The organism is Arthrobacter sp. JUb115 (assembly GCF_004365035.1).
Lineage (GTDB): Bacteria > Actinomycetota > Actinomycetes > Actinomycetales > Micrococcaceae > Glutamicibacter.
Window position 1 is genome coordinate 1 of the sequence record NZ_SOBS01000007.1, and the last position, 25,950, is coordinate 25,950.

At 59.1% G+C, this 25,950-nt stretch carries 19 protein-coding genes, 1 pseudogene and 4 riboswitches; of the genes and pseudogenes, 8 read left to right on the forward strand and 12 right to left on the reverse strand.

Annotated elements, in window-relative coordinates; genetic code table 11:
• Positions 1–277: pseudogene (locus EDF61_RS19110) on the forward strand (hypothetical protein); the annotation flags it as partial.
• Positions 278–563: 286 nt separating this feature from the next.
• On the opposite strand, the gene EDF61_RS12720 reads toward EDF61_RS19110, so the two are convergent.
• The gene (locus EDF61_RS12720; RefSeq protein ID WP_133834306.1) at positions 564–2,243 is read right to left on the reverse strand and encodes a hypothetical protein; all 1,680 of its coding nucleotides are present in this window, start codon (positions 2,241–2,243) and stop codon (positions 564–566) included.
• A 1,463-nt stretch (positions 2,244–3,706) separates the two neighbouring features.
• Here EDF61_RS12720 and EDF61_RS12725 point away from each other — a divergent pair.
• Complete coding sequence (locus EDF61_RS12725; RefSeq protein WP_286172239.1) at positions 3,707–4,138, forward strand: hypothetical protein; 432 nt, start codon at positions 3,707–3,709, stop codon at positions 4,136–4,138.
• A gap of 79 nt (positions 4,139–4,217) precedes the next feature.
• Here the strand turns inward: EDF61_RS12725 and EDF61_RS19115 are convergent, their stop codons facing one another.
• The 3 genes from EDF61_RS19115 to EDF61_RS12735 all read right to left on the reverse strand — a co-directional run bounded on the left by EDF61_RS19115 (position 4,218) and on the right by EDF61_RS12735 (position 6,900).
• Positions 4,218–4,346 (reverse strand): hypothetical protein, encoded by a 129-nt coding sequence (locus EDF61_RS19115; protein ID WP_286172240.1) that lies wholly within the window; start codon positions 4,344–4,346, stop codon positions 4,218–4,220.
• A 686-nt stretch (positions 4,347–5,032) separates the two neighbouring features.
• Entirely contained in the window at positions 5,033–5,527 is a 495-nt protein-coding gene (locus EDF61_RS12730; protein WP_133834307.1) for a CoA-binding protein, read from the reverse strand.
• On the reverse strand, positions 5,527–6,900 hold the full coding sequence (locus EDF61_RS12735) for an O-acetylhomoserine aminocarboxypropyltransferase/cysteine synthase family protein (RefSeq protein WP_133834308.1): 1,374 nt from the start codon (positions 6,898–6,900) through the stop codon (positions 5,527–5,529). Before EDF61_RS12735 ends, EDF61_RS12730 begins: the two co-directional genes overlap by 1 nt.
• Before the next feature lie 115 nt (positions 6,901–7,015).
• Positions 7,016–7,110: riboswitch (SAM riboswitch) on the reverse strand.
• Positions 7,111–7,221: 111 nt separating this feature from the next.
• Between EDF61_RS12735 and EDF61_RS12740 the strand changes: the two genes are divergently transcribed.
• The 3 genes from EDF61_RS12740 to EDF61_RS12750 all read left to right on the forward strand — a co-directional run bounded on the left by EDF61_RS12740 (position 7,222) and on the right by EDF61_RS12750 (position 9,022).
• Positions 7,222–7,782 (forward strand): histidine phosphatase family protein, encoded by a 561-nt coding sequence (locus EDF61_RS12740; RefSeq protein WP_133834309.1) that lies wholly within the window; start codon positions 7,222–7,224, stop codon positions 7,780–7,782.
• Positions 7,783–7,898: 116 nt separating this feature from the next.
• Positions 7,899–8,396, forward strand: a complete 498-nt coding sequence (locus tag EDF61_RS12745; protein WP_133834310.1) for an RNA polymerase sigma factor — start codon at positions 7,899–7,901, stop codon at positions 8,394–8,396.
• Entirely contained in the window at positions 8,393–9,022 is a 630-nt protein-coding gene (locus tag EDF61_RS12750) for a methylated-DNA--[protein]-cysteine S-methyltransferase (protein WP_133834311.1), read from the forward strand. The genes EDF61_RS12745 and EDF61_RS12750 overlap by 4 nt, the downstream gene beginning before the upstream one ends.
• A gap of 98 nt (positions 9,023–9,120) precedes the next feature.
• Here the strand turns inward: EDF61_RS12750 and katG are convergent, their stop codons facing one another.
• On the reverse strand, positions 9,121–11,304 hold the full coding sequence (gene katG / locus EDF61_RS12755; protein ID WP_105657950.1) for a catalase/peroxidase HPI: 2,184 nt from the start codon (positions 11,302–11,304) through the stop codon (positions 9,121–9,123).
• 103 nt (positions 11,305–11,407) lie between these two features.
• Entirely contained in the window at positions 11,408–11,836 is a 429-nt protein-coding gene (locus tag EDF61_RS12760; protein ID WP_133834312.1) for a Fur family transcriptional regulator, read from the reverse strand.
• Between the two features lie 665 nt (positions 11,837–12,501).
• Here EDF61_RS12760 and EDF61_RS12765 point away from each other — a divergent pair.
• A complete protein-coding gene (locus EDF61_RS12765; protein WP_133834313.1) occupies positions 12,502–14,373 on the forward strand; it encodes a BCCT family transporter in 1,872 nt (623 codons plus the stop codon).
• 80 nt (positions 14,374–14,453) lie between these two features.
• Here EDF61_RS12765 and acs read toward each other — a convergent pair whose 3' ends face one another.
• The 4 genes from acs to EDF61_RS12785 form a co-directional block, all read right to left on the reverse strand.
• The gene (acs, locus tag EDF61_RS12770) at positions 14,454–16,415 is read right to left on the reverse strand and encodes an acetate--CoA ligase (protein WP_133834314.1); all 1,962 of its coding nucleotides are present in this window, start codon (positions 16,413–16,415) and stop codon (positions 14,454–14,456) included.
• A gap of 56 nt (positions 16,416–16,471) precedes the next feature.
• Complete coding sequence (locus EDF61_RS12775; RefSeq protein WP_388024657.1) at positions 16,472–17,236, reverse strand: ABC transporter permease; 765 nt, start codon at positions 17,234–17,236, stop codon at positions 16,472–16,474.
• 69 nt (positions 17,237–17,305) lie between these two features.
• Positions 17,306–18,328 (reverse strand): aliphatic sulfonate ABC transporter substrate-binding protein, encoded by a 1,023-nt coding sequence (locus tag EDF61_RS12780; protein ID WP_133834315.1) that lies wholly within the window; start codon positions 18,326–18,328, stop codon positions 17,306–17,308.
• 85 nt (positions 18,329–18,413) lie between these two features.
• The gene (locus EDF61_RS12785; protein ID WP_133834316.1) at positions 18,414–19,235 is read right to left on the reverse strand and encodes an ABC transporter ATP-binding protein; all 822 of its coding nucleotides are present in this window, start codon (positions 19,233–19,235) and stop codon (positions 18,414–18,416) included.
• A 5-nt stretch (positions 19,236–19,240) separates the two neighbouring features.
• Positions 19,241–19,342, reverse strand: a riboswitch (SAM riboswitch).
• 267 nt (positions 19,343–19,609) lie between these two features.
• A riboswitch (SAM riboswitch) is annotated at positions 19,610–19,701 on the forward strand.
• 15 nt (positions 19,702–19,716) lie between these two features.
• On the opposite strand from EDF61_RS12785, the gene EDF61_RS12790 reads away from it, so the two are divergent.
• Positions 19,717–21,048: an acyl-CoA dehydrogenase family protein gene (locus EDF61_RS12790; RefSeq protein WP_133834317.1), complete on the forward strand. Its 1,332-nt coding sequence runs from the start codon at positions 19,717–19,719 to the stop codon at positions 21,046–21,048.
• A 57-nt stretch (positions 21,049–21,105) separates the two neighbouring features.
• Complete coding sequence (locus EDF61_RS12795) at positions 21,106–22,509, forward strand: LLM class flavin-dependent oxidoreductase (RefSeq protein ID WP_133834318.1); 1,404 nt, start codon at positions 21,106–21,108, stop codon at positions 22,507–22,509.
• Positions 22,510–22,591: 82 nt separating this feature from the next.
• On the opposite strand, the gene ggt is transcribed toward EDF61_RS12795, so the two are convergent.
• On the reverse strand, positions 22,592–24,415 hold the full coding sequence (gene ggt / locus EDF61_RS12800) for a gamma-glutamyltransferase (protein ID WP_133834319.1): 1,824 nt from the start codon (positions 24,413–24,415) through the stop codon (positions 22,592–22,594).
• A gap of 215 nt (positions 24,416–24,630) precedes the next feature.
• Positions 24,631–25,494 (reverse strand): NAD(P)H-binding protein, encoded by an 864-nt coding sequence (locus EDF61_RS12805; protein WP_133834320.1) that lies wholly within the window; start codon positions 25,492–25,494, stop codon positions 24,631–24,633.
• 285 nt (positions 25,495–25,779) lie between these two features.
• Positions 25,780–25,871, forward strand: a riboswitch (SAM riboswitch).
• Positions 25,872–25,950 lie beyond the last annotated feature (79 nt).

Sequence of the window (25,950 nt, forward strand, 5' to 3'; positions counted from 1 at the left end):
GGAGAATGACCCCGATCCAATTCGAGGCTACAATGATCGAGTCTGTCGCTCTGGCAGCGTAAACCTTGGTGTCAACCAAACCTTCAGCAGACCCGTGTGGGATGTGAAGCGGTGGCGGTACCGGCTGTTTTCGATGGCCGGGAAAGTCGTCTCTGGTGGCCGGCAACGCCGGCTGCTGATCCCTGAGAAGGCGCCTGAAGCGCAACTTCTATGCCAATTGAATGAGGGCATCGGTACGTTGTTCCAGCGGTGGCGGCACGGCGAGCTGGCCGCCTGATCTGGTGGTTGTCCTGTTGTTTCTTTGGTTTCGAAAAGTCATTTCAGTCCAGGTAGGTGGAGCCTGGCACCCAGCGCTGGTGTATCAGGCGCTCTTTGGCGTGGGCAGAGGCGGTGACGGCCACCGGGAATCTCTTGGGAATTGATTTCGGTGGCCGTCGGAGCCGTTATGAAAAACCTGGGCTAGCGACAGTAAAGGCGTTGTTCTTGAAGACCCAATATCGTGCCTTGCGAATGGTCATGACAGCCATGGTTGAGCTGCAATGGAGTATCGGACAAAGAAAAGCTTATGTGAGTACAACTACGTTGGAAGCATGAGGCATAGACGGAGGATCGTAGATTTCAACCCAACTTATCAACAATTCCTTGAGCCTTAACGATCTTAGATAGTCAGGCTTACGATAAAGCCGAAAAACTTCATCCGTGATAGATAGGATTTCGTCGTTATGGAGTCGTCCGGCTAGCTCACGAAGACGTCGTATGTGAAGAATAGAAGATTTATCATCGTGTTCGAGTAAAGCTACGCCGAGGCATCCGGCTGCATAATTAAGACCGTGCTGATCGATTAGGGGCTCATTCTCAATATGGCTGGCGTTCCTGAGTTCTAGAACGGCCATCATACGATCTAGGGGTGGTACATTTTGCTCAGCCTGTAAAGCTATTTTTTTGTATGAAGATAGTGGTACGACTAGAAACGGTTTTTTTGCATTGGTTTGAATCGTAATTTTCTCGGTCCGCTCAGGTGCACCGAGGGCAACGGCAAGTGATAACTCGAATACATGCTCCTGTTCTGATCGAAGTACAAAACTCCAAACGGAACCGAGTTCGTCAGCGGATTCTATTTGATTGCCCTGGTGCTTCAGATAGAACTCCAGCATATGGAATGTTGAAATGTGCATATACGATGCATCTTCATCCGACAGTGGTACTTCATGTCCCGACTGCGACAGAGCATTTGATAGAGACCAGCTCATTGCCATTAGTGACTCGAAGAACGAGAAGATATCGTTGATAACTTCTGTAACCAGTACTTTTTGATCGAAAGATCGCAGTTCGAATTTGATGTAGTCGTCTTCGAAGGAGAAACTGTTGCCATGTTGAGCAGCATTCCTTAAATTAGCTCCGCTGTCTTGGAGATATAGACTCGTGGTGGCGTTTTGAATCAAATTTTTAGCAAGAACGGTAGCATCGGTTTTCACGAGTTTTTTATATGGTTGGTTTTTTATTTCTGCGAGTAAGTTGTACCAGGCGAAAACTGGGCTAGCTACATCTTCGTAAATCTCTCCATAGAACTTGATAGTGCGTCTGGCCAGAGATTTCCAATCGTATTCATTCGTGAGGGTCGATTCGAAAGCCGCTACGGATTCGTAAAGAAGGCGAAAACTGTTTGCGATACCATCTAGGGCTCCATCTTCACATGCAATCTCATCTAACCTGGTACTGGAAATGCAGTAACGTGCACTACTTGCTAGAACTTCAGCAAACCGGGTTGGATCCATGTGGACTGACGCAATGGTATCTAGTATGACGAATTGGGATCCATGGGACTCATCAACGGCCACGCCAGTTTCTTTCTCGGCGAGGTATTTTCCGTACTGGCCGATCTCAGTTAACGACAGGTTCGGATGGGACTTTGTTACGGCGGTTAACAAGCGCTCCGATTGATCAGAGATGGAAGTGTCTTCATACGCGGCCGTTGCGTTCACCAAATTTTCGAATGCTTCCAAGCTCTTTTCTGCCCTATTAATTATTTCCTGCCCTTGCTCTGAATGATGGCTAACTTGGGCGGGCGTCGAAGCTCCAAGTGCTTTTGAATATTGGGGCCAGAGCTGAGCGAGTAAGCTTAGTGCTTCAGAAATTGAACGATGGAATGCGATATTTGGCCTCTGAGCAGGCAAACTGCTGTGCCGATTGGTGAGTATTTCTAACGACTGTAGCCAGCTGACCATTCGATTGGAAGCTCGCATCGATTTCGGATCCTTAAGCAGTCCTTTGAGAATAAGTGCGAACGACTGAAGCATTTCGGATATGTGTGCATGAGTCAGGATTTCATAGTCATTCTCGACAGGTGTAGAGAGGAGAGGGGACGGTGCAGAAGAATTAATCCTCGAAATTAGCACTCGTCGATCGACCAAATGAGGATCGACTTCCCCAGGTCGACACTTTCGTCCGCACTCATCACAAGAGTGGGCTGAGAACCGCATAGCCCCGCATCCCAAACAGCGAACTGTTTGAAAGCTAATCGTTTTTCCTTTGTTTTTCATGGCGCCCTTTACTGTGCGATACACGCTGCTTCTCGATACTACGAAAAGTGTCCGATTTCTGTGCTTATATGCAGACTATCTCGGTACTGCGCCGAGGACTTCAGCTATCGGCTAGGCGCCTCGGTGGTCTTTGCTAGGGCCCTGATCCAAGTCGCCAAGGTTCCGTCAGAAATCGCATCCGCCACGGCCTCGGGATCCATACGTTGTTCTTCAAAGACTTTGGAGGAGCACAGCGATGCCCTGCCCGGGAGTTGCTTGGTTCATCTTCACCGGATCGGCAGCAAACTTCGCTGGTTTCTGGCCGAGCACTGGCAGAAAAGGATCCACCTTGAAGCTTTCGATTACAACACGGAATTCCGCTCGTAGACCACTGGTGTCTTCCAGTGTCGCGTTGAGGCCTACGAGGGATTCTAGCGGCTCAAGGAACTTGGTCAATACACCGTATGGGTTGTTTTTGACGGGTTCTTCAATGGGGTCCTAGACCTCTTCGTCAGTACGCTGCAGCGTGATGAAGAGATCCTCCGGGTTGAGGTGTTCCGGGATTACCCCGGAACGCTTTGCTCTACCTCGCGAAAAGGTTATTCAGTTGTGTGCGCATTGTGAGTTCGCATTTCGACCATAAACCGATCAGGTGGAGTAATGTAGTCCTATTCAGGAGGTTCCGGGAATTCACAGGATAATGATTGCAACACATGCAAGAACGCGGTTGCTGAATGTATCTATTGGATCAGTACAGTCGTCGTGCAAGGTCTGAACAGTTTCATGGGGGTGAAGAGGGCTGCGAGACTGAGCTAAAGGGTTCCGCTCGCCACCCTAGTCTTTCAGTTTACCCTCTTGCCCATTTTCCGGAAACGGGCGTCCGCTAGCGCGGCCGGCTGTGGACCGGCCTGGCGGCCGTTCTTTTCCTGTTTTTGCTGCTGTCCTTCGGAGTGTACGGGCCATCTCCAAACCCACAAGCCTCTCGCTGCGCTTCGGGCGTGCTTCACCAGAAATTCTTGGTCCGCGCTCCTTCGTCGCTTCTTTCGGCCCCAGATTTTCGTGGATCGCGCACCCCTGACGGGTTGATGGGTTTTCCGGCTGGGCCCGCTTCATTTCATTTCGCTAGCAGGTAAAAAACAACCGGGGGGAGGGCTTAGGCGGGTGGCTGGCAACCTGTCCCTCTTTCCGTGAAGCGAAAGGAAGCAAAAACCATTCAGACCACCGCCAAGGACACCGGTGAAACTGCCACCGTCCCGACGACTGTCGACCGCGATATGTACGACGAAGGGAATGACTGGATGGAATCGCTGGCCGGCACCGGATGGCACGAAGTACCAGGATGGGACCTGGGCTTCTGGCCCTACATCATCTTCGCTGCAGCTAAAACGGAAGACGCAGCTGGGAAGCTGTTTGGATACACCACCTACGTTGAAGGCGACGTGACCGCACGCTGGTACCGCAGCCGCGAAGCCCGCAACCTGGCCATCAGCAAGGAAGCCTTCTGGTACTGGGCCAGAGGTCAACCGGACGGACCAGAAGCACTGGAAGGGATGAACTCGCAAGAGTTCCAGCCGATCGACGGACTGTGCGAACCATACATCCCGAACTTCGGGAACTAACCCCGCCAGGAGACATGACTGGTCAAAAGAACTTGACCGTCCGGCGGAGCGCTCCGATTATGGGCAAATGAAGCAACAGCTAGGAAGTCTTTTTGGTTTCCTTAGTAGCAAACCAGCCGGGCAAGCTAATCAACAGTCCCACGACGCCGACAATCGCCACCACCCAAAGAGCCGGGGCAGGCCATGAGTCCAGATTGTTCTCATCCATGATGACCCCCGTCGAATACAGGGCAATCCCGCTGCATACTAAGGTAGTCAAGCTCATCCCGAGGGCCACGGACCATAGGGTTCTTCGATTTGCATCCACTGCCTGCTCCTTCGCATCTCCAGTCAATTGACGCACTTCCAGGGATGCTTCTGCTTCCTGAGAATTCTGAATAGTGCGTCAACCCAGAGTACTGTCTCCGATGCCTTTTAGCTGGGTGCCGCATAGGGAATCTTCGCCCAGAGAAACTTCAACTTCGTGCAGCATCGAGGATGCGGCGCCATGCTATTGCGAGATGCCGGAATGTTCTCGGGCCAAGGGAACTGAGTTTTCATATAGCAGTGCGGGCGGGATTTTTCTTATTTCGTTCGTGCTCGTAGCGAATCGAATTCGATTCTCGCTGCCTGTTTTAGGGTTTGGGCGGTTTGGTCTTGCGTTGCAGTGCTGTGGTTTGCAGATTTTTCGATCTGTGATTGAACGCGATGAGCACTCCGGGGCCACACCCACGGCATGCCGTGAGTCAATTGCGTCGACAATGGTTATGCAGAGGTCTTGTGCTTCCTTCGGAATGCTCCGCGCAAAAGTTCAGCCTCGTTGATCAGACCGGCCATTTCTGGAGATTTGCCGCAGGAAAATGGGTGCATGCAACGCAATGTTGCATGCACCCATTTCTTGGAGTCCTGGACTTCCTACGCGAGGACCTGGCGCTTGGAGGAAATCACGCCGGTGTTGAATCCAGCCAGGCGCAGGCCGCCGTGGAAGCGGGCGTGCTCGATCTTCACGCAGCGGTCCATGACCACATTCATGCCCGCGGCCTCGGCGCGCCGGGCCACTTTCTCGTGCCAGGATCCCAGCTGCAGCCACAGGGTCTTCGCGCCTACGGCCAGGGCCTCGTCCAGCACGGTAGGCAGGTCATCGTGCTTGCGGAAAACCTCCACCAGATCCGGGGTCTCCGGCAGATCGGCCAGCGACTTGTACACCGGCTGGCCCAGGATCTCATCGAGTACCGGGTTGATGAAATACACCTTGTACTTGGAAGATGAGAGCAGGTAGGTAGCCACGAAATAGCTGGCGCGCGATGGCTTGTTCGAGGCACCGACAATGGCGATGGACTTGGTGTCGCGCAGGATCTCCAGGCGCTGTGCGGCTCCAGGGCCTTCCCAAGCGGTATCAACGGCAGTCATTAGATTGCTCCCTTCGAAGCGGTTGGCAATGCGCAGGCGGAACCGTCATAGGCCGGAGCCTCGAACCCTGCGGCGGAAGCGGCAATCGCTTCCTGCGAAGCGGCCAGCGCCTGGTCCAGATCCCAGAGGATGTCCTCGACATCTTCCAGTCCTACCGACAGCCGGATCAGATCTTCTGGCACGCCAGCGGAGACCAGCTGCTCGGCGCTCAGCTGCTGGTGGGTGGTGGAGGCCGGGTGCAGCACCAGGGTGCGGGCATCGCCGATGTTGGCCAGGTGGCTGGCCAGCTGCAGGGCTTCGATGAACTTCGAGCCAGCTTCGCGCCCGCCCTTCACTCCGAAGCTGAAGACCGAGCCGACGCCCATGGGCAGCAGCTCCTTGGCCTGCGCGTGCTGCGGGTGGGATTCCAGGCCGGCATAGTTCACGTAGGTCACGCGCTCATCGGCCTGCAACCAGGCCGCGACCTGCTTCGCATTGGACAGGTGGTTGTCCATGCGCTGCGGCAAGGTCTCCAGGCCCTGGAGCAGCTGGAATGCGGACTGGGCCGGCAGGGCCGGTCCGAAGTCGCGCAGCTGCTCGCTGCGCAGCTTGGTCAGGAAGCCGTACTCGCCGAAGTTGTCCCACCAGGAGACGTTGCCGTAGCTGGCTACCGGTTCGGTCATGGTGGGGAACTTGCCGTTGCCCCAGTTGAACTTGCCCGACTCGATGACCACGCCGCCCAGGGTGGTGCCGTGCCCGCCGATGAACTTGGTAGCCGAGTGGATCACGATGTCCGCGCCGTGCTCGATAGGGCGCAGGATGTACGGGGGAGTGAGCGTCGAATCGACCACCAGCGGGAGATTGTGGCGGTGCGCCACCTCGGCCAGGCCCTTCAGGTCAGCGATGTCGCCGGACGGGTTGGCCACAACTTCGGTGTAGACGGCCTTGGTGTTCTCCTGGATCGCCGCTTCGAAGTCGGCGGGATCATTGGAGTCGATGAAAGTGGTGTTGATGCCGAAGCGGCGCAGCGAGACATCCAGCTGGGTGATGGTGCCGCCATAGAGCTTGGAGGATGCCACGATGTGGTCGCCTGCCTGGGCCAAGGCCGCGAAGGTGACGAATTCCGCGGCCATGCCCGAGCCGGTGGCTACCGCTCCGATGCCGCCTTCCAGCGAAGCCATGCGCTCTTCGAAAGCCGCCACGGTCGGGTTGCCGATACGCGAGTAGATGTTGCCGTACTTTTGCAGGGCAAAGAGGTTGGCCGCATCGTCAGCGTCCTTGAAAACGAACGAAGTGGTCTGGTAGATCGGCACTGCGCGTGAGCCGTGCTCGGCATCGGGGGTGCCTCCGGCATGCAATGCGCGGGTGCGGAAACCAAACTTGTGATCTGCCATGGTGGCTTACGACTCCTTGTCGACTGGGGTTTCGCGTGCACCGCAGGGCGGGCCGCGATCGAGGCAGGAATCCCGGAATCAATGTCGCTTCCTGCCGTGGTCCAACGGGTAAGCGGCTGCATCGTTTCTGGCGGTAGCACCGTATCCACCGGATGTGGCAGGTTGCTGCGGCGTCATCGAACCAGATCTCTCAGCCGCTCGGGATGGTGTAATAATCTTCGCAACATGACCGTTCGTGACCCAACTATGAGTCGTAACGTTGCGTATTGGAGCTGATATCGGAGATTCTTCGATACCTGTTGCCCCGGTTAGGCTGGATTCATGGATACTTCTCTGGCATTGGTTCGACACGGGCAGACAGACTGGAACCTTGCAGGACGCTTGCAGGGACGAACCGATATTCCGTTGAACGATACCGGGCGCGAACAGGCTCGCGAGGTCGGACGCAGGCTCATCGGCCAGAATTGGTCGCTGGTACTTGCTTCACCCTTGGAACGTGCCCAGGAAACTGCCGCGCTGATTGCCCAGCAGATCGGGGCTGAGACGGGGAACGCTGTTCCGGAACTCATTGAACGCGGCTTCGGCCCGCTGGAAGGCCGGATCATGGCCGAGGTCAGCGAAGCGGAATCGGCTGCTGCCAAGGACCTGCGTGAGCCGCGTGCCCAGATCTTGAGCCGTGCAGTGCCAGCGCTGCTGGACTTGGCCAGCAGGCATGCCGGGCGCAAGGTCATGATTGTCAGCCATGGGGCCACCATGCGCACCATCCGCGACGCATTGGCCGGAACCACGGATCCCCAAGGCGTGGAAAATGGCGAAATGCTCCACTTGGACTTGATCCGCCTTGAGCAGATCGCCAGCGAATTGGATCTGGTGGCATTCTAGGAATCCATGGGGTCTCTGCGAGAAGTAAATTTTTTTTCGTTCACGCCTCACAAAATGGTCTCCTCGTACGTTTACATGGTGAGAAGCCATGAAGGCGCAAGAATTCCAGGAGAGCCATGCAAGCACCGTTCGAGCGGATAGTCCAGGACTATGGACTGAACGTCCTGCGCGTTTGCCGTGCCCTGCTTGATGAGCATCGCGCGCAAGACGCCTGGTCCGAAACGTTCCTTGCCGCGCTCAAGGCGTACCCGCAACTGCCGGAGGACGCCAATGTCCTGGCATGGCTAGTGCGTATTGCCCGGAACAAAGCCATTGACGAGTTGCGCAGGAACAAGCCGGAAATCCTCATCGGCCAAGACGTGGACAGCCTGGCCCCATCAGCCCAACGGCCGGATCTGCAGTTGGAAAACCTGCAGCTGTGGCATGAGGTGAACCAGCTTCCTGGCACGCAGCGGCAGGTGGTGGCCTACCGCTACCTGGGCGGAATGAGCTACGCGCAAATTGCCGGAATCCTTTCCGGCACCGAAGCTGCCGCCCGGCGTTCGGGCGCCGATGGGATCAAGAATCTGCGGGCCCGGATGGATGACCAAGAACTATGGCGGGAGCAGCCATGAACGGAAAAAATTATCGGCAGCAGGCTACGGCCGCTGAAGCGCAAGTCCTCGACTCGCTGCAGGACCGGCTCGTTGAACGGGCCCGTGCACGGGAACTTGTTGATGTTGCCTATCGCGTGGTCGATAGCCCCGTGGGGGCCTTGCTGCTGGCCAGCACCGATGCCGGGCTGGTCCGGGTCGCTTTTGAATCCGAAGGCCATGACCGGATTCTGGAGGTGCTCTCGGAAAAGCTCAGCCCGCGGATCCTGCGCGACAAGTCGAGCCTGGATGGTGCCGCCCGGCAACTGGAGGAGTATTTCGCGGGCCAGCGGCATGGCTTCGATCTTCCGGTGGACTTGCAACTCTCCACCGAGTTCCGCCGCCAGGTGCAGCTGGAACTGGGTCAAATCGATTACGGGCATACCCTGAGCTACGCCCAGCTGGCGCAGCAGATCGGCAAGCCGAAGGCGGTGCGGGCCGTCGGTTCAGCCTGCGCCACCAACCCGATTCCCATCGTGCTGCCCTGCCATCGGGTGCTGCGCACCGATGGTTCATTGGGCGGCTACCTGGGAGGCTTGGAAGCCAAGTCCGAGCTGCTGAAGCTGGAGAACCCGGACTTCGCCAGCGGCGCCGCGACGCTGTTCTGACGGGCAGTTCCCGCATGAAACAAGTGCTGGGCTGCTGCCTCCCTTGCGGGAAGCAGCAGCCCAGCACTAATTGCTACGGGCTTGCAGCCCAGCAGCTGCTACTTGCTGCGCAGTTCGAAGCGATCTGCGTCCATGAGCTTGGCCCAAGCGGAGGCGAAGTCATTGACGAACTTCTCCTTGGCATCATCCGAAGCGTAAACCTCGGCCAGTGCACGCAGCTCGGAGTTGGCACCGAAGACCAGATCCACGCGGCTACCGGTCCAGCGGCCATCGGTGGTGGTGTAGGTCTGCTCGTCAGCGGACGGGGTCCATTCCAACCCCAGCTCCAGCAGGTTCGCGAAGAAGTCGTTGGTCAACGCGCCTGGGGTGTCGGTGAAGACGCCCAAGTTGGAGCCGTCCCAGTTATTGCCGATGACGCGCAGTCCACCGAGCAGTACGGTCGCTTCCGGTGCCGAGAGGCCCAGCAGATTCGCGCGGTCGATCAGCAGGTACTCGCTAGGCAGCTTGACGAAGCCCGAGTCGTAGTTGCGGAATCCGTCGGAAACTGGTTCCAGCCATGCGAACTGGTCAACGTCGGTTTGCTCCTGGGTTGCGTCTACGCGGCCCGGGGTGAATGGAACCTCGACCTGCTGGCCAGCTGCCAGGGCTGCCTGCTCGACTCCGACGTTGCCGGCTAGGACAACGACGTCCGCGAAGGAAGCCTTGATCCCGGAAGTGGCGTTGAAGTTGTCAACAATCTCTTCCAGCTTGGCAATTACCGGTTTGAGCTGCTCAGGCTGGTTCACGCTCCAGGAGACCTGTGGTTCCAGGCGGATGCGGCCGCCGTTAACGCCGCCGCGCTTATCCGAGGTGCGGAAGGTCGAAGCGGCCTTCCAAGCCGTGGATACCAGCTGCTGGACGGTCAGTCCCGAATCGTTGATCAGGGCTTTAAGTGCGGCAACTTCAGTTGCACCCAAGGTGGTCTGCGGAGCTGCTGGCAGTGGATCCTGCCAGAGCAGGTCCTCAGCGGGAACCTCTGGGCCGAAGTAGCGGGACTTCGGGCCCATGTCACGGTGGGTCAGCTTGAACCATGCGCGGGCGAAGGCGTCTGCGAACTGGTCTGGGTTCTCCTTGAAGTTCTTGGAGATCGGGCCGTAGACCGGGTCGAAGCGCAGGGCCAGGTCGCTGGTAAGCATGCGTGGCTCGCGGTGTTCCAAGGTCTCGAATGCAGGCTGGACCAAGCCGGCTCCGCCATTGTTGACCGGGCGCCACTGCTTGGCGCCTGCTGGGGATTCGAACAGTTCCCATTCGTAGGCGAAGAGGATGTGGAAGAACTCGTTGTCCCAGCGGGTTGGGTGGTAGGTCCAGGTGACTTCAAGACCCGAGGAGACGGTGTCCGCGCCCTTGCCGGTGCCGTGGCCGTTCTTCCAGCCCAGTCCCTGCATTTCGAGCGGAGCTGCTTCTGGATCCGGGCCGATCTTGTCATCGGCATGCGCGCCGTGGGTCTTGCCGAAGGTGTGGCCACCGGCGATCAGCGCGACGGTCTCCTCGTCGTTCATGCCCATGCGGCGGAAGGTTTCGCGGATGTCTACGGCCGAGGCCAGCGGATCCGGATTTCCGTCAGGACCCTCAGGATTCACGTAGATCAGGCCCATCTGCACTGCTGCCAGAGGAGCATCCAGGTCTCGCTTGCCGGTGTAGCGTTCGCTGTCCAGCCAGACCTTTTCAGGGCCCCAGTAGACATCGTCATCTGCTTCCCAAACGTCCTTGCGGCCGCCGGCGAAACCGAAGGTCTCGAAGCCCATGTCTTCCAGAGCCACATTGCCAGCCAGCAGGATAAGGTCGGCCCAGGAAATCGACTGGCCGTACTTCTTCTTCACTGGCCACAGCAGGCGGCGAGCCTTGTCCAGCGAAACGTTGTCAGGCCACGAGTTCAGCGGAGCGAAGCGCTGCTGGCCTGCGCCGCCGCCGCCACGGCCGTCGTGCGAGCGGTAGGTGCCTGCGGAGTGCCAAGCCATGCGGATGAAGAACGGGCCGTAGTGGCCGAAGTCTGCTGGCCACCAGTCGTGCGACTGGGTCATGATTTCGGTCAGGTCGGCTTTTACTGCCGACAAGTCGAGGGCATTGAAGGCTTCAATGTAGTCGAAGTTCTCGTCCAGCGGGTTGGAAACCTGCTGGTTCTTGGCCAGAATCCTCAGATTCAGCTTATTCGGCCACCATTCGGTGTTGGCATTGCCCTGGGTAGGGTGAATTCGACCCGCGCCGCCAACTACTGGGCACTGACCTGCAGTCATCTCAGACATGTGCTCTTTCCTTCCGGATTGTTTAGGGTTTATCTGGTTTTATCCATCGCGCAGCAGCTGCGCTGATGACGATGGCAAATCTAGGGGTTTACTTAGACAGCAACTATGCGTTCGCAGCCTGGCAATCCGGGCAGGTGCCCCAATAGATCACTTCGGCTTCATCAATGCTGAACCCATGGTCATTGGAAGCATGCAGGCACGGGGCGCCGCCGACAGCGCAGTCGACGTCCGCCAGCGTTCCGCACTGGCGGCACACCACATGGTGGTGATTGTCGCCAACGCGGGCTTCATAGCGGGCAGTATGGCCCTGTGGCTGTATCTGCCGAATGACACCCAGTTTCGTGAAGAGCCTGAGTGAATCGTAGACAGCTTGGTGCGACACATTGGGATGATCTTCACGGACAGCCGAAATGATAGTTTCAGTATCCGCGTGCGGGTGCGTCGCGACGGCGGAAAGTACCGCAACGCGCGGTTGCGTGACCCGCATCGATGCCGCCTTCAGCACCTGCTCGATCCTTGCCTGTGATGTCATGTACCCAGCATGCCTGCTTATTTTGAATCAGTCAAGATAAGTTCCAGTGTATTTCGCGTTAAAAGTGGGTGGACTCCAGCTGACTGGTTGAATCGGTGCTTCATTAGTAAGTATTCCGTATGATGCATGTTCAAGCGTGGTTTGCTTCTGGGGGAGGAAAATTACGAAATCGCAGACATTTCACCCGAAATAAGAAAGCGAATAGTGGGTGGTTTTATCTTGGGAAATATTGCGGTCCAATTGATGATTCCACGGGTTCGGGGAGCGAAAAATCCTGTGGGGCGAGGAAGCTCACATGGATGGCGCTGCCAGCGTAAACAATGTGATCCCGGGGTGCTGAAGATCCGGAAACGGCGAGAAATCAAGGATCTGATTTGACCCTTGATGAGATGTCGACCATGCTGGAAAAGGCCCATTTTGGGATTTATCGTGTCAAAATCGTGCTAAATCGAGTCAACTCGCAGGAATAATTCGCGAGATATTAGCGGAGAATGGTTGTTTCTTTCAGGCTGCTTCAACGCGAGATTTAGACACAGTGGACCGACACCCGAAAAGCAATTCGCAATCAATCACACTGCATGGCGATCGTTTACTCGAGAGGCGATGGCTCGGCAGATTCCGCCCGGATCTTATCCGCGGGATCTCACCAGTGAAGGAAGACCGCAATGAAGCAGACGGATCAATCAATCGGCGACCTCGTTGAGGAACTGCATTCAGTTCGTCACAGACGACCTAAGAAGTACTCACTTTCCGGTACGGATTACTGGGTATTCGGAATCGCCGGCGCTCTAGCGCTGGCCTTTATTATTTGGGGTTTCGCTAGCCCCGAAGGGCTGGGCAAGGCCTCCAGCGCGGCCCTTGACTGGGTTATCACCAACACTGGCTGGCTTTTTGTCATTGCTGCCGCGGTTTTCGCGGTCTTCGCCATCGTCGTAGCGGCCAAGAACTTTGGACGCATCCCGCTGGGCAAGGACGGCGAGACGCCAAAGTTCTCCACGGTCTCGTGGATCTCGATGATGTTCGCAACCGGCATGGGCATCGGCTTGGTCTTCTACGGCGTGGGCGAGCCGCTGTACTTCTACATGTCGCCTCCTCCGGGAACGGTGGAAGGTTCCACCAGTGATGCATTGAGCACCGCTATGGGCACCACGCTCTTCCACTGGACCTTATTCCCATGGGCCATGTACGCCATCGTTGGCTTGGGCATGGCGTACGGCAGCTTCCGGCTGGGACGCCCCCAGCTGTTCTCAGCCATGTTCAGCTCGATCTTCGGCGACCGGGCCATCCATGGTTGGGGCGGGCGCACCATCAATATCCTGGCCATCATCGCCACGCTCTTCGGTTCGGCTTGTTCGCTGGGTCTGGGCGCATTGCAGATTGGCGGCGGCATCCAGGCCACCGGGATGATGGAGAAGGTCGGTTCCGGCGTTCTGGTTATCATCATTGGCATTCTGACCGCATTGTTTGTCGCTTCTGCCGTTTCCGGCATCGAGCGCGGTATCCAGTGGTTGTCCAACACCAACATGGTATTGGCACTGATCATCGCATTGATCGTTTTCATTGGCGGCCCAACTCTGTTCATCCTGAACGTCATTCCCGATGCCATTGGCGCTTTCATCGGCGACTTGCCAGAGATGGCCTCGCGTACGGCCGCCGGCGACGGTGCAATGTCTGATTGGCTGTCCTCGTGGACTGTCTTCTACTGGGCATGGTGGATCTCCTGGAGCCCATTCGTCGGCTTGTTCATCGCCCGCATTTCCCGTGGCCGCACTATTCGCCAGTTCGTCACCGGTGTGCTGCTTGTTCCATCCAGTGTCACCCTGATTTGGTTCGCAATCTTCGGCGGTGGCGCCATCGGTATTCAGGAACGCGCTGAACGCGCCGGGGAAACCGGGGAAAAGCTGGCCAGCATTGTTGATGGCGCACCAGACATCAACTTCGATTTGATCCTCTTCGACATGCTTGGCAGCCTCCCGCTGTCGGGCTGGATGGCTACCGTGCTGATGGTCGTCACCGTGCTGCTGATTGCGATCTTCTTCGTGACCGGCGCAGACTCGGCCTCGATCGTGATGGGTGCGCTCAGCGAACGCGGCGCTGAAGAGCCATCCAAGAAGGCCGTGATCTTCTGGGGCGTGGCCACCGGCGCTGTGGCCGCGGTGATGCTGCTGGCTGGCGGCGATCATCCGGCGGAGGCATTGACCGGGCTGAAGAACATCACTATTGTTTCGGCGCTGCCATTCGTGATTGTGATGCTCCTGCTCTGCGTGGCGTTGTGGAAGGACCTGAGCAAGGATCCGCTGGTGCTTCGCGGCAAGGTGGCTCGAAAGGTCCTGGAGCAGTCCGTGGGCCAGGCGGTTGACCGCCATGAGGGTGGCCAGTTCAGCTTGATGACCACCGAAATCCCTTTGGTCAGGGCCGAGGGAAGGGCCTCCGAAGTGAAGCTTTTCGCCACCGAAGCCACCGCTGACCCGGTGCAGGACGGCAAGGGCAGCGCGGCCGATGGCCAGAGCCAGAAGCCAACGGCCGGGGATTCCTAACCGGCAAATCAAATGAAGCTTCTTCCCCAGCCGGGGAAGAAGCTTCATTTGTTTAACCCCAAGGGGCTTGGGAGCAGCGATTAGCCGCGCGCGCGGCAGATCGCGTTGATCTCCGGAATGCACGGCTCATTCTGCAGGCTCGTTGTGTCGCCGAGCGTGGTGCCCTCGAACAGCTGGGTGAGCAGGCGGCGCATGATCTTGCCCGAACGGGTCTTGGGCACATCCGGAACCAGGACGATTTCCCGCGGCTTGGCAATCGGGCCGATCTGCACCGCGACGGTATCACGGAGTTCAGCAATGAACTCGGCCTGCCGTGCAACGAGCTGCTCGTCAGGCGACTCGGCAACCAGGGTCTTGTCCAGCGGTACCACGAAGGCGGTTGCAGCGTGTCCGGTCTTGGAATCCGGGGTGGGGCAAACGCCGGCTTCCACCACGCCGGGGTGGGTGACCAATGCCGATTCGATTTCAATGGTGGAAAGCCGATGGCCGGAAATATTGATCACGTCGTCGGTGCGGCCCAGGATGTAGATATCGCCGTCCTCATCGAAGCGGGCACCGTCGCCAGCCAAGAACCAGCCCTGCTCTACGTATTGTTCCCAGTAGCTGGTGTAGTAGCGCGTCGGGTTGCCCCATACGGTACGGGCCATCGACGGGCCAGTGCGCGTGATGACAATATTGCCCTGCTGGTTGGCTGGCACGCTCAGGCCGCCATCGTCGACAATGTCCACCGAGATGCCCGGCAGCGCGCGTGCGGCGCAGCCTGGCTTGAAATGTCCATCGGTCGGCAGGGGAGAAAGCACGGTCGCGCCGGATTCGGACTGCCACCAGGTGTCAACCATCGGCAGTCCTGCTTCGCTGTCCCGGCCGATCTGCTGGCGGAACCATTTCCATGCCTCGGGATTGACGGCTTCACCCACAGTGCCGCCGATCTTCACCGAGGACAGATCGTACTGGGCCGGGATGCCATCCGGGAACCAGCCCATCAACGAGCGGACCAAGGTGGGAGCGGTGTAGTAGCTGGTGACCTTGTAGCGTTCAATGACCTCGAAGTGGCGGCCCGGGTGCGGGGCGTTGGGGACGCCCTCGTAGATTACCTGGGTGACGCCATTGGCCAACGGGCCGTAGATCTCGTAGGTATGCGCGGTGACCCAGGCGAGGTCGGCGGTGCACCAGTGCACGTCCTTGGCGCGCTGGGACTCGTCCGGGTTGGCGAACAGCAGGTTGTAGCTGGTGGCCGCCTGCGTCAGGTACCCGCCGGTGGTGTGAACCAAGCCCTTCGGCTGGCCGGTGGTTCCCGAAGTGTACATGATGAACAGCGGTGTTTCCGCATCGAATGCCTGCGCGTGGTGCTCGGTGGACTGGGTATCAACCACCTCATGCCACCAGATGTCGCGGCCTTCGGTCCACGGGATTTCGTCGCCGGTGCGGCGGATAACCAGGACCTTTTCGATTTCGTTCTCGCCGGCAACGGCCGCATCGGCGTTGCCTTTGACCGGAACCGAAGTGCCACGGCGGAACTGGCCGTCGGTGGTGACCAGGACCTTTGCCTTGGTGTCCTCCACACGGAACCTCAGCGCTTCGGCGGAGAACCCGCCGAAGACCAGCGAGTGGATGGCGCCGATGCGGGCGCAAGCCAAGGTGATGACAATTGTTTCAATGAGCACCGGCAGGTAAATGACCACGCGGTCGCCCTTCACCACACCCAGGGATTCCAAGGCGTTGGCTGCCTGGGAGACCCGCTCCTGCAAATTCTTGTAGGTGACGGCTACCCGGTCACCGGGCTCGCCTTCGAAATACAGTGCGACCTTCTGGCCGCGTCCCGCAGCTACATGGCGGTCGGCGCAGTTCACTGCGGCGTTCAGCTTGCCGCCGAGGTACCAAGAAATTTCCGGTCCGCGCTTGGCATCCGGATCGGCCGGAATGATGCGGCTGGTGGTGTGCCACGGGGTGTCCCAATCCAAGAGGTTCGCCGCTTCGTCCCAGAATTCCTGGCGTGCTGCCTCTGAAACTTGAGTTGAGGTTGTTGCCAATTCGGTGGTCATCGCAAACTTTCTTTGGTGAGGGGTAGTTTTGTCAGCGGGTACTAGCTGGTCCGGTTTCAGGTCCAGCGCTTGATAGCCCAGCGTTCTGCTATCGACAGCAGGGCATCGGTGATCTTTCCAAAGACGGCCAGCAGCACGATGGTCATGATTAGGCGGTCCAATCGGCCGTTGTTCTGCGAGTCGGTGAGCAAGAAGCCAAGGCCCATTGACGCGCCGAGGAGTTCGGCTGCGACCAGGAAGAGCCAAGCTTGGGCTAGTGCCAAACGCAGTCCGGAGAAGATCGAAGGGACCACTGCGGGCAGCTGGACGGTGCGCAGCAGCTTCAATCCCTTCAACCCGAAGGCGCGGGCTGCTTCGACCAGGTGGGCATCGACATGGCGCAACGCCAAGGCGACGGTGGTAAAGACCGGGAAGAAGGCACCAATGATCACGAGTGTGACCTTGGAATCTTCACCCATTTTCATCCAGAGCACCAGCAGCGGAACCCAAGCCAAGGAAGGGACTGCACGCAGGGCGCTGATGCTCAGTCCCAGAAATGCATCTGCCAATTTGGACAGCCCGACAAGCGCACCCAGCGCCAAGCCCAGCAATGATCCGAAGGCGAAACCGAGAAGAACACGCTGAGTGGAGATGCCGATGTGCTTTCCGAGTTCGCCATCCTGGAAGAGCTCAATGGCAGCAGAAACCACTGAACCCGGAGTTGGCAGTGTCCACGGAGCAACGATTCCGGTAACGGTGACAAATTGCCACACAGCCAGGGTGGTCAGCGGCAAGACCAGCGCAAGCAGCCATTTCGGGGCACGCAGGATCGTTGCGGCCATGCTGGCCTTCTGCTTGGCAGGTGTTTGGCTTCCGCGGGTTCCAGCCACGTTAGTGGGACTCATGGCTGGTTACTCTCCGGAGATCTTTGTTGCGTCTGCCTTGACGGCAAACTGGTCATCGATGAGGGTTTCCAGAGCTTCATCAACGGATTCCTGCTCCGAGACATCGCCGCTAGCGACCAGCGTGGGAGCAATCTTGCTCAGGACTCCAGTGAATTTGGCGTCGGGAACTGCCGGAACGTCCAGATTGGAGCGTTCCTCAATGACGGTGGCAGCAACTCCTGGTTCGAGCCCTGCTACGTCGGCCAGGATTTCTGCGGTTTCCTCGGGATTGTCAGCTGCCCAGCCACGAGCCTTTTCGTAGGCATCGACAACGAGCTGGGCGAGTTCGGGGCTCTGATCAATGAAGTCTTCGCGAGCGTTCAGCGCACCGTAGGTGTTGAAATCCAAGTTCCGGTAAACCAGTTGCGCGCCGTCTTTTTCGGCAGCGGCCATGATCGGATCCAAACCGCTCCAGGCATCAACCGAGCCGTTGGCCAGGGCGGTACGTCCATCGGCATGCTGGAGGTTCTGCAGCTTGATGTCAGCTTCACTCAAGCCCGCGGATTCCAGCGCCTGCAGCAGGAAGAAGTATGGGTCGGTGCCCTTTGTAGCGGCCACGGTCTTGCCAGCGAGATCTTCAACGGACTCGATTTTCGAGTCCTTATCCACTACCAGGGCCGCCCATTCCGGCTGCGAATACAGTGCGATGGTCTTGATGGGTGCACCGTTAGAACGGTTCAGGAGCGCAGCGGAACCGGCTGTGGAACCAACATCGATTGCGTCGGCGCGAAGAGCTTCATTGGCCTTGTTGGAACCTGCGGACTGGATCCATTCGACATTTACGCCCTGCTCCTTGGCGGCTGCTTCCAACCATCCCTTTTCCTTGAGTACCAGGCTCAGCGGGTTGTAAGTGGCAAAGTCGATGGACAGGGTCTGACCATCCGAGGAGGCTGTAGCGTTTTCGCCAGCACAGCCGGTCAGGGCAACTGCGCCAACGATCAAGGCGGCGGCGGACAATGCAGTGCGGCGGGTGAGACGGTTCAAAAGCATGGAGAATCCTAGAATTGTGCGTGCAAGCGGTGTAGGTGAAAAGGCAAAGGGGACGAATGGTTCGGGACCCACGGCGTGGCCGGGACTAATGGTTGGTTGGGTCGACGCCGAGCAGGCGCAATAGGTGCAGGCGATCTGCAACGAACTTTTCATCGGTATGCCGGCGTGGATGCCCAGCTGAGATGGACAGATCTTCGATGACGCCCGCTGCACTATGCCCAGCGCCTCGCCCCAGAACAATCACGCGGTCAGCCAGAGTCAACGCCTCGTCCACATCATGGGTCACCATGAGAACGGTGGTGGGGAACGATGCGTGAATCGAGAGCAGCAGATCCTGCATCTTCAAGCGTGTCAGCGCATCGAGGGCGCCAAAGGGTTCATCAAGAAGCAATACACCCGGGCGCCGAGCCAGCGCGCGAGCCAGCGAAACCCGCTGCGCCATGCCTCCGGAGATCTCGCGTGGGCGCAAGCTGGCTGCATGGCTCAGACCGGTCAGCTCGATCAACTCCTCGATCAGCGCGTTGCCGGAGCGCTTATCGGTTTCCGGTGCCAGGCCCAGTGCAATGTTCTGGCGAACCGAGCGCCATGGCAGCAGCCGGGGCTCCTGGAAAGCAACGGCGCATAACTCGTTGATGCCGGTGACCTCGCGGGTGCCGGTGCGGATGGTGCCGGTGGTGGGGTGGTCCAAGCCCGATACTGAACGCAGCAGCGTGGATTTTCCGCAACCGCTGGCTCCAAGAATGGCCACGACTTGACCTGCTGGAATTTGCAGGTTGATATCGGCCAGGACGGTGCGGTTTTCCATCTTGGTGGTGAAGGTCCGCGACACGTTGCTGAACTGCACGTCCAGGGCGCTTGAAGCTGAGACAACGGGAGCTGCCTCGGGCGCTGCAAAGGAAAGAGTCATGTTCATCTCCATCGGTCCTGGCGGTAGCACCGGCCTGCAGAGCAAAACTCCAAAGGTGGTTGCTGCGGCGTCAACGAGCCAGATCTCTCGGCCGCTCGGGATGGTTACGTGTCCATTACAACGAGTCGAACGATTTGAACGCAAATCTCGCGTAATATGAAAAAATCTTCGACAACTACGTCACATTGCCCAGAAATTTCGTTATTTATTTTATTGCAGGCCGGTTTGCTCGACATTAAGCAAAACTTTGCAACTCATCTTCGGCAGGACACGGAATAGGCTGTGAAATTTGAAGATGGGCACTGCCGGCACTGGGACGAAATGTGACTTCGCGGGTTGGAATCACCGGTTTATTACCGTTACAAATGAATTACGACCCATCCAGAGCGGCTGAGAGATCTGGCTCCACGACGCCGCAGCAACCACCCCAATAGCGGGACGGTGCTACCGCCAGGACCGATGGAAAGAATTGAGAACCCTGATGCCTATTGGTGAATCGCACAATGCCCTCGGACTGGACTTCAACCAGCTCAGTGACCCTTCGCAGGCCACCGCAATGGACCTGGACAAGTTTGAAGAACAGTTGCCGACTAGGCAATTGCTGAAAATCACCCCCGGACCAAGTGCGGATGAGCAATACGACCGGCTGGCCGAAATCTTCCGTCCCGTTTTTGCGCAGATCGCTGCAACCGCCAAGGACCGCGACTTGAACCGCGTGCTTCCTTTCGAGCAGGTAGGCCTGCTGAATCGCGAGCGGTTCGGTGCGTTGCGCCTTTCCGTTGCCGACGGGGGCTATGGTGCACGGCTGGTGGATGTCTTCCGCTTGCTCATCGAGCTTTCCGAGGCGGACTCCCACGTAGGCCAGCTGTGGCGCGCGCATATCGCATTCGTTGAGAATGTCTTGGTGCTGGACGACGAAGAACTGCGCAAGAAGTGGGTCGCTCGCATCGCTGCCGGGCAGATTATCGGCAACGCCTACACCGAACGCGGTGGCAACGCCCTGGGCACCTTGAACACCAAGGCCAGCGTCTTGGATGGACGCTGGGTGATCGACGGTGAAAAGTACTACTGCACCGGCACCATTTTTGCCGACTGGACCACCGTTGCGGTGGCCCACCCGGAGCTCGCCGGCCGCCAGATCGCCGTGGTCTCCACCCAGCGCAGCGGCGTCAAGATCCTCGACGACTGGGATGGGTTCGGCCAGGGCCTCACCGGAACCGGCACCACCGAATTCCACCAGGTCCCGGTGGATTGCTTCATGCCGCAGCAGACCAATGACTCCGAAGCGGCGATCTTCCAGCTGGTGCTCATGGCCGTGCAGGCGGGCATCGCCCGCGCCGCACTGAACGACCTGCGTCACGCGGTGCAGGCGCGCACCCGCATCTTCACCACTGGAACCGGGGTGCCGGTATACCAGGAACCCCAGGTCCTCCAGCTGGTGGGCGAAGTTTCCGCGGAGTCCTTCGCTGCCGACTCCGTGGTGATCGGCGCAGTCCTTGAAGTTGAAGCCGCCTTGGGCGATCCGGGACTGAACGACGAGGAACGCTACGCCGTATGCGAGTTGGCCGCCAACCGCGCGCAAACCGTGGTGCAGCCACTGGCCATCGGCGTGACCAGCAAGCTCTTCGACGGACTGGGAGCCTCGTCCACCAGAAGCGGCTGCAACCTGGACCGGCATTGGCGCAATGCGCGCACCATCGCCACGCATAACCCGGCGATCTACAAGGCGCGCATCGTCGGGGACTACGAGATCAACGGGGTCCAGCCGCAGCGGCTGTCCGTCACCGGCGAAGATTCAACCCAGCGGGCTTGAGGGCCTGCGACGCAAACCAGCAACTTTCCACGATTACCGACCTATGGGGGCAAAGCCATGAGCGAGAACAAGCGCGAGATCCTATTCAACGCATTCGACATGAACTGCGTGGTGCACCAGTCGCCGGGCCTGTGGCGCCATCCGCAGGACAAGGCCTCGACCTACAACACCCTGGGCTACTGGACCCACCTGGCCAAGGTGCTGGAAAAGGGAAAGTTCGACGGACTGTTCCTTGCCGACGTGCTGGGCACCTACGACGTGTACAAGGGCACCAACGTGACCCCGCTGGGCTCCGGCGCCCAGGCACCGGTCAACGACCCGATGATGCTGGTTTCCGCCATGGCCGCTGTGACCGAGAACCTCGGCTTCGGCGTCACCGCGGGCACCGCCTATGAGCACCCGTACGCTTTCGCCCGCCGCTTGGCCACCTTGGACCACCTGACCAACGGCCGCGTGGGCTGGAATGTCGTCACCGGCTACCTTCCCTCGGCGGCCCGCAATATGGGCCAGGAAGACCAGATGGAGCACGACGAGCGCTACAACCACGCCGATGAGTACCTCGAGGTGGTCTACAAGCTGCTCGAGGGCTCGTGGGAAGACGACGCGGTGCAGAACAACAAGGAAACCGGTGTCTACACCGACCCGGCCAAGGTGCACCCGATCGAGCACGAGGGCAAGTACTTCAAGGTCCCGGGCATCGCCATCACCGAGCCGTCCACCCAGCGCACCCCGGTGATCTACCAGGCCGGCGCCTCCAAGCGCGGCACCGAATTCGCCGCGTCGAACGCCGAAGCGATCTTCGTGAATTGCCCTACCCGCGACCTGCTGAAGGAAGCGGTCAGCAAGATCCGCGACGCTGCCGAGGCCGCTGGGCGTGGCCGTTACGACATCAAGGTCTTCGCCATGCAGACCATCATTACCGCCGAAACCACCGAACTTGCCCAGGCGAAGTTCGAGGATTACAGCTCCTACGTGGATATCGAGGGGTCGCTTGCACTGCTTTCGGGGTGGACCGGCATCGACATGTCCGTCTACGGACCAGACGATGTCATCGGCGACGACGTGAAGTCCAACGCCATCCAGTCCTCGGTGGAGACCTTCAAGAAGGCCAGCGGCGATACCGGAAAGCCATGGACCATCCGCCAGCTGGCCGAATGGATCGGCGTGGGCGGATTCGGCCCGGTCTCCGTCGGTTCGGGTGCCGAGGTAGCCGAGAAGCTCATCGACTGGGTGGACTACACCGATGTTGATGGCTTCAACCTCGCCTATGCTGTCACTCCAGGCACCTTCGAGGACGTTGTCGAATACGTGGTTCCCGAATTGCAGGCACGCGGGGTCTACAAGACCGAATACGCCGAGGGCTCGCTGCGCCACAAGCTGTTCGGCGCCGGGGACCGCGTGAAGGATACCCACCGCGCAGCCCAGTTCAAGATCTCCAACCGGATGGCGGCCCAGGCTTAGGCGCATAGCCTGGTAGCTCAGCAGACGGCGGCCCCCGGCAACTTCCAATGAAGTTGCCGGGGGCCGCCATTTGCCTGCGGGCCTATTCGGTTGGCTTCAGCACCATGGCTGAACCGCCTCCGCGCCTGGTGGGCTCGGCCGTTGCGGTGAGCGTGCCATCAGCAGCGATTTCCACCGCTTCAACCGCCCCGATTTCCGCCTGCGGAGTGAAGGAATCCCCAGCTGGCGCGAGCTTGTGCCCGAAGGCTTCGAGCGCCGAACCGTGGGCTTCGATAAACTCCGGTTCCGCGGTGACCACTGCCGTATTGCGCTGGGAAGCACGCGGAGCGGCGATGGCTTCGCTGATGCTCATGCCCAGGTCGATGCGGTTCACCAGGGTCTGCAGCACCGTGGTGATGATGGTTGAACCACCGGGGGAGCCGATGGCCAGCACCGGCTCGCCGTCCTGCAGGACAATGGTCGGAGCCATCGAGGAACGCGGGCGCTTGCCAGGTTCAATGCGGTTCGGATCCTGCGGGTCGTACACCGTGGAGAAATCGGTCAGCTCGTTGTTCAGCAAGAATCCGCGATCGGGGACCACCATGCCCGAGCCGCCGGTCTGCTCGATGGTCAACGTGTAGGAAACGGCATTGCCCCAACGGTCCACGACCGACAGATGGGTGGTGGAGATGTTCTCCGTATCCTGCTCCACTACCGGTTCGCTGGTGGCCGCAGGGCATTGGCCATCATAGTTTTCCAAGTCGCCCGGAGCGACCGGCTTCGTTGCGGCCTGATCCGGATCAATGGCGCAGGCACGATCCGCGCCGAATAACTTGTCCGTCAAGGTCCGTGTCGGGACGCTGGTGAACGCGGGGTCGCCGACGTACTTGCCGCGATCAGCGTATGCGAGCGCAGTTGCCTCGAAATAATGATGCAAGGCATCGGGTTCTTCCATGGCTGGCAAATCGAATTCGCCCAGAATGTTCAGAGATTCGCCGATGGTCGTTCCGCCACTGGAAGAAGGAGCCATGCCGAAGACGTCGTAGCCCCGGTAGTCCACCTTTGTCGGTGCCTGCTCCACCACTTCGTAGCCGGCCAGGTCGGCGGTGCCCAGCTGCCCTGCGGGAACCGGGAGGGTGGTGTCTTCGCTCTTTGGCGGCGCCTGTACCGTTTGGGCGATGTCGGCAGCCAGTTCGCCCTCATAGAATCCATCAATGCCTTGCTTGGCCAGCATCCGGTAGGTGTGTGCGAGATCCGGATTCTTGAAAATGCTCCCGACTTCCGGAGCATCTCCGCCGGGCAGGAACAATTCGCTCGTGGAGGTGAACGCGGCGAACCGTTCCTTGTTGTCCAGGGTCTGCTCGCGGAACGTCTCGTCGATGACAAAGCCGCGTGAAGCGATCTGGGTTGCCGGCCGCAGAACCTGTTTCAGGTTCTGCGAACCCCAATTATCCAGTGCGCGCTGCCAGGTGGCCACTGTCCCGGGCACGCCTACTGCCACACCACTGGTGACCAGTTCCGGGGTGAAGTTATACGGTTCGCCGGTTCCAGGATCGATGAAGGCATCATGCCCAATGCCTGCCGGGGCGGTTTCGCGGCCGTCGATGGTGCTGACCTTGCCCGACTTCGCATCGTAGTGCATGAAGTATCCGCCGCCGCCAATGCCTGCGCTATAGGGTTCGGTGACGCCCAGTGCCGCCGCGGTTGCCACAGCCGCATCGACAGCGTTGCCTCCCTTGCGCAGGATTTCGATGCCGGCAGCGGTGGCTTCCGGATCGACCGACGAGACTGCGCCTCCAGTGCCGATGGCGGTCGGGTCCTTCTGGGTGTGCCGTGGTTCGGCGCTCGCCGGAAGCGCTGAGAAAGCTCCCAGGCCCAAGGCGATGGCTGCCGCGCAGGCAACTGATCTTAAACGTACTCGTGGCATGCTTTGATCTCCTCTGCAGGTGGGGATGAAGTATGCGCAAATTTACGGGAGCGGGAACTCGCCGCGCGGTTGTGACACGCAGCACCATGGGTTTGCGCGGCAATTTCGGCATTGCCGCGCGAATATTCCGGGTTGTGACGCGTTAAAGCGGCGGGCAGGCACCGCGGCCTCGATCGCCGCCAATGCCTGCCCGCTGGAACCCTAGTGCACCTGGGCTACTTGTCCAGGTTGTCCTTGATGACTTTGCCCAAGGAAGCCGGGGCGCGGCCGATCAGCTGAGCCAGCTCCCCGGAGTCCACTTCCAGCGCTCCTTCTCGAATGCGCATGTCGGTATCGACGAGGATGTGCGCGAACGGTCCGGGGACGCCGGCATCAGCGTAGATCTTTTCCAGTTGCCCTGGATCCATTTCCTGGTAGGCGATGTCCTGGCCGGCGGCAGCGCCAACCGCGCCAGCAAGCTGGGCGAGGGTGAATGGCTTATCGCTGCCCAGCTCGTAGATCCTGCCGTTCTGGTCCTCCTCGGAAAGCAGCACGGCCGCAGCGGCATCCGCATAGTCTGCACGGGCGGCAGCGCTGATCTTGCCATCGCCGGCGGCACCGAGCACCGTGCCGCTGTTGAGGTAGCCCATCAGCTGGTCGGTGTAGTTCTCGATGTACCATCCATTGCGCAACAGCACGTAGTCGATGCCGGATCCGGCCAGCAGCCGTTCGGTGGCGATGTGCTCGTCGGCGAGCTTCATGCCGCCGGACAGGGCGTTGGCAATTGAGGTGTAGGCGATCAGCGAGACATCCACGTGCTTGGCGGCATTGATGACGTTCTCATGCTGGGCAACGCGCTGGCCCACCTCGCTGGCCGAAATCAGCAGCAGCTTGTCTATGCCTTCGAGTGCGGACACGAGAGTTGGCTGGGCGTTGTAATCGGCAACGCGGGTTTCCAGGCCTTTGCCTGCCAGCGGTTCCAGCTTCTGCTCGGAGCGGCCAATTGCGACCAGATCAGCGGCATTCGCCCCGCGCGCCAGCAGCGCGTCGATGACTAGATTTCCAAGCTGTCCGGTGGCACCGGTAATTGCGATCTTCATGGGGTCCTCTCGTTGGTCTGCATCTGCTACAACCGGCGAGGACGTGAGGTAATTCCCGGAACCATCGAATGGGAATGCCGATTAAGCAAGGATTCGCATGGATCTGTCCACAATTGGCGTCACAAAGCGTTTTATGTCCGGCGCATTGCATTTTATGACGCGCAGCATGACGTGTATCGGCTGTTTCAGGACGCGTTCTGCGACTTCATGACCCCTGCTTACGTAACGCTTGTCTGCTGAATTCAGGGGTTGCAGACTTGAACTGTTCGGCCGGTACAGCCGGACACCCCATCCAGAGCGACCGAGAGACCTGGCTCGTTGAAGTCGCAGCAACCACCCGTAAACGGGAGCGGTGCTAAGGCCAGGACCGATGGAGATTGCTAAATTTCTCAACGGTCTGCCGGAAGAAACTCGCCGTGGGTAGTCCCGGAATCAAGGCAGAACGTACAGGGAATC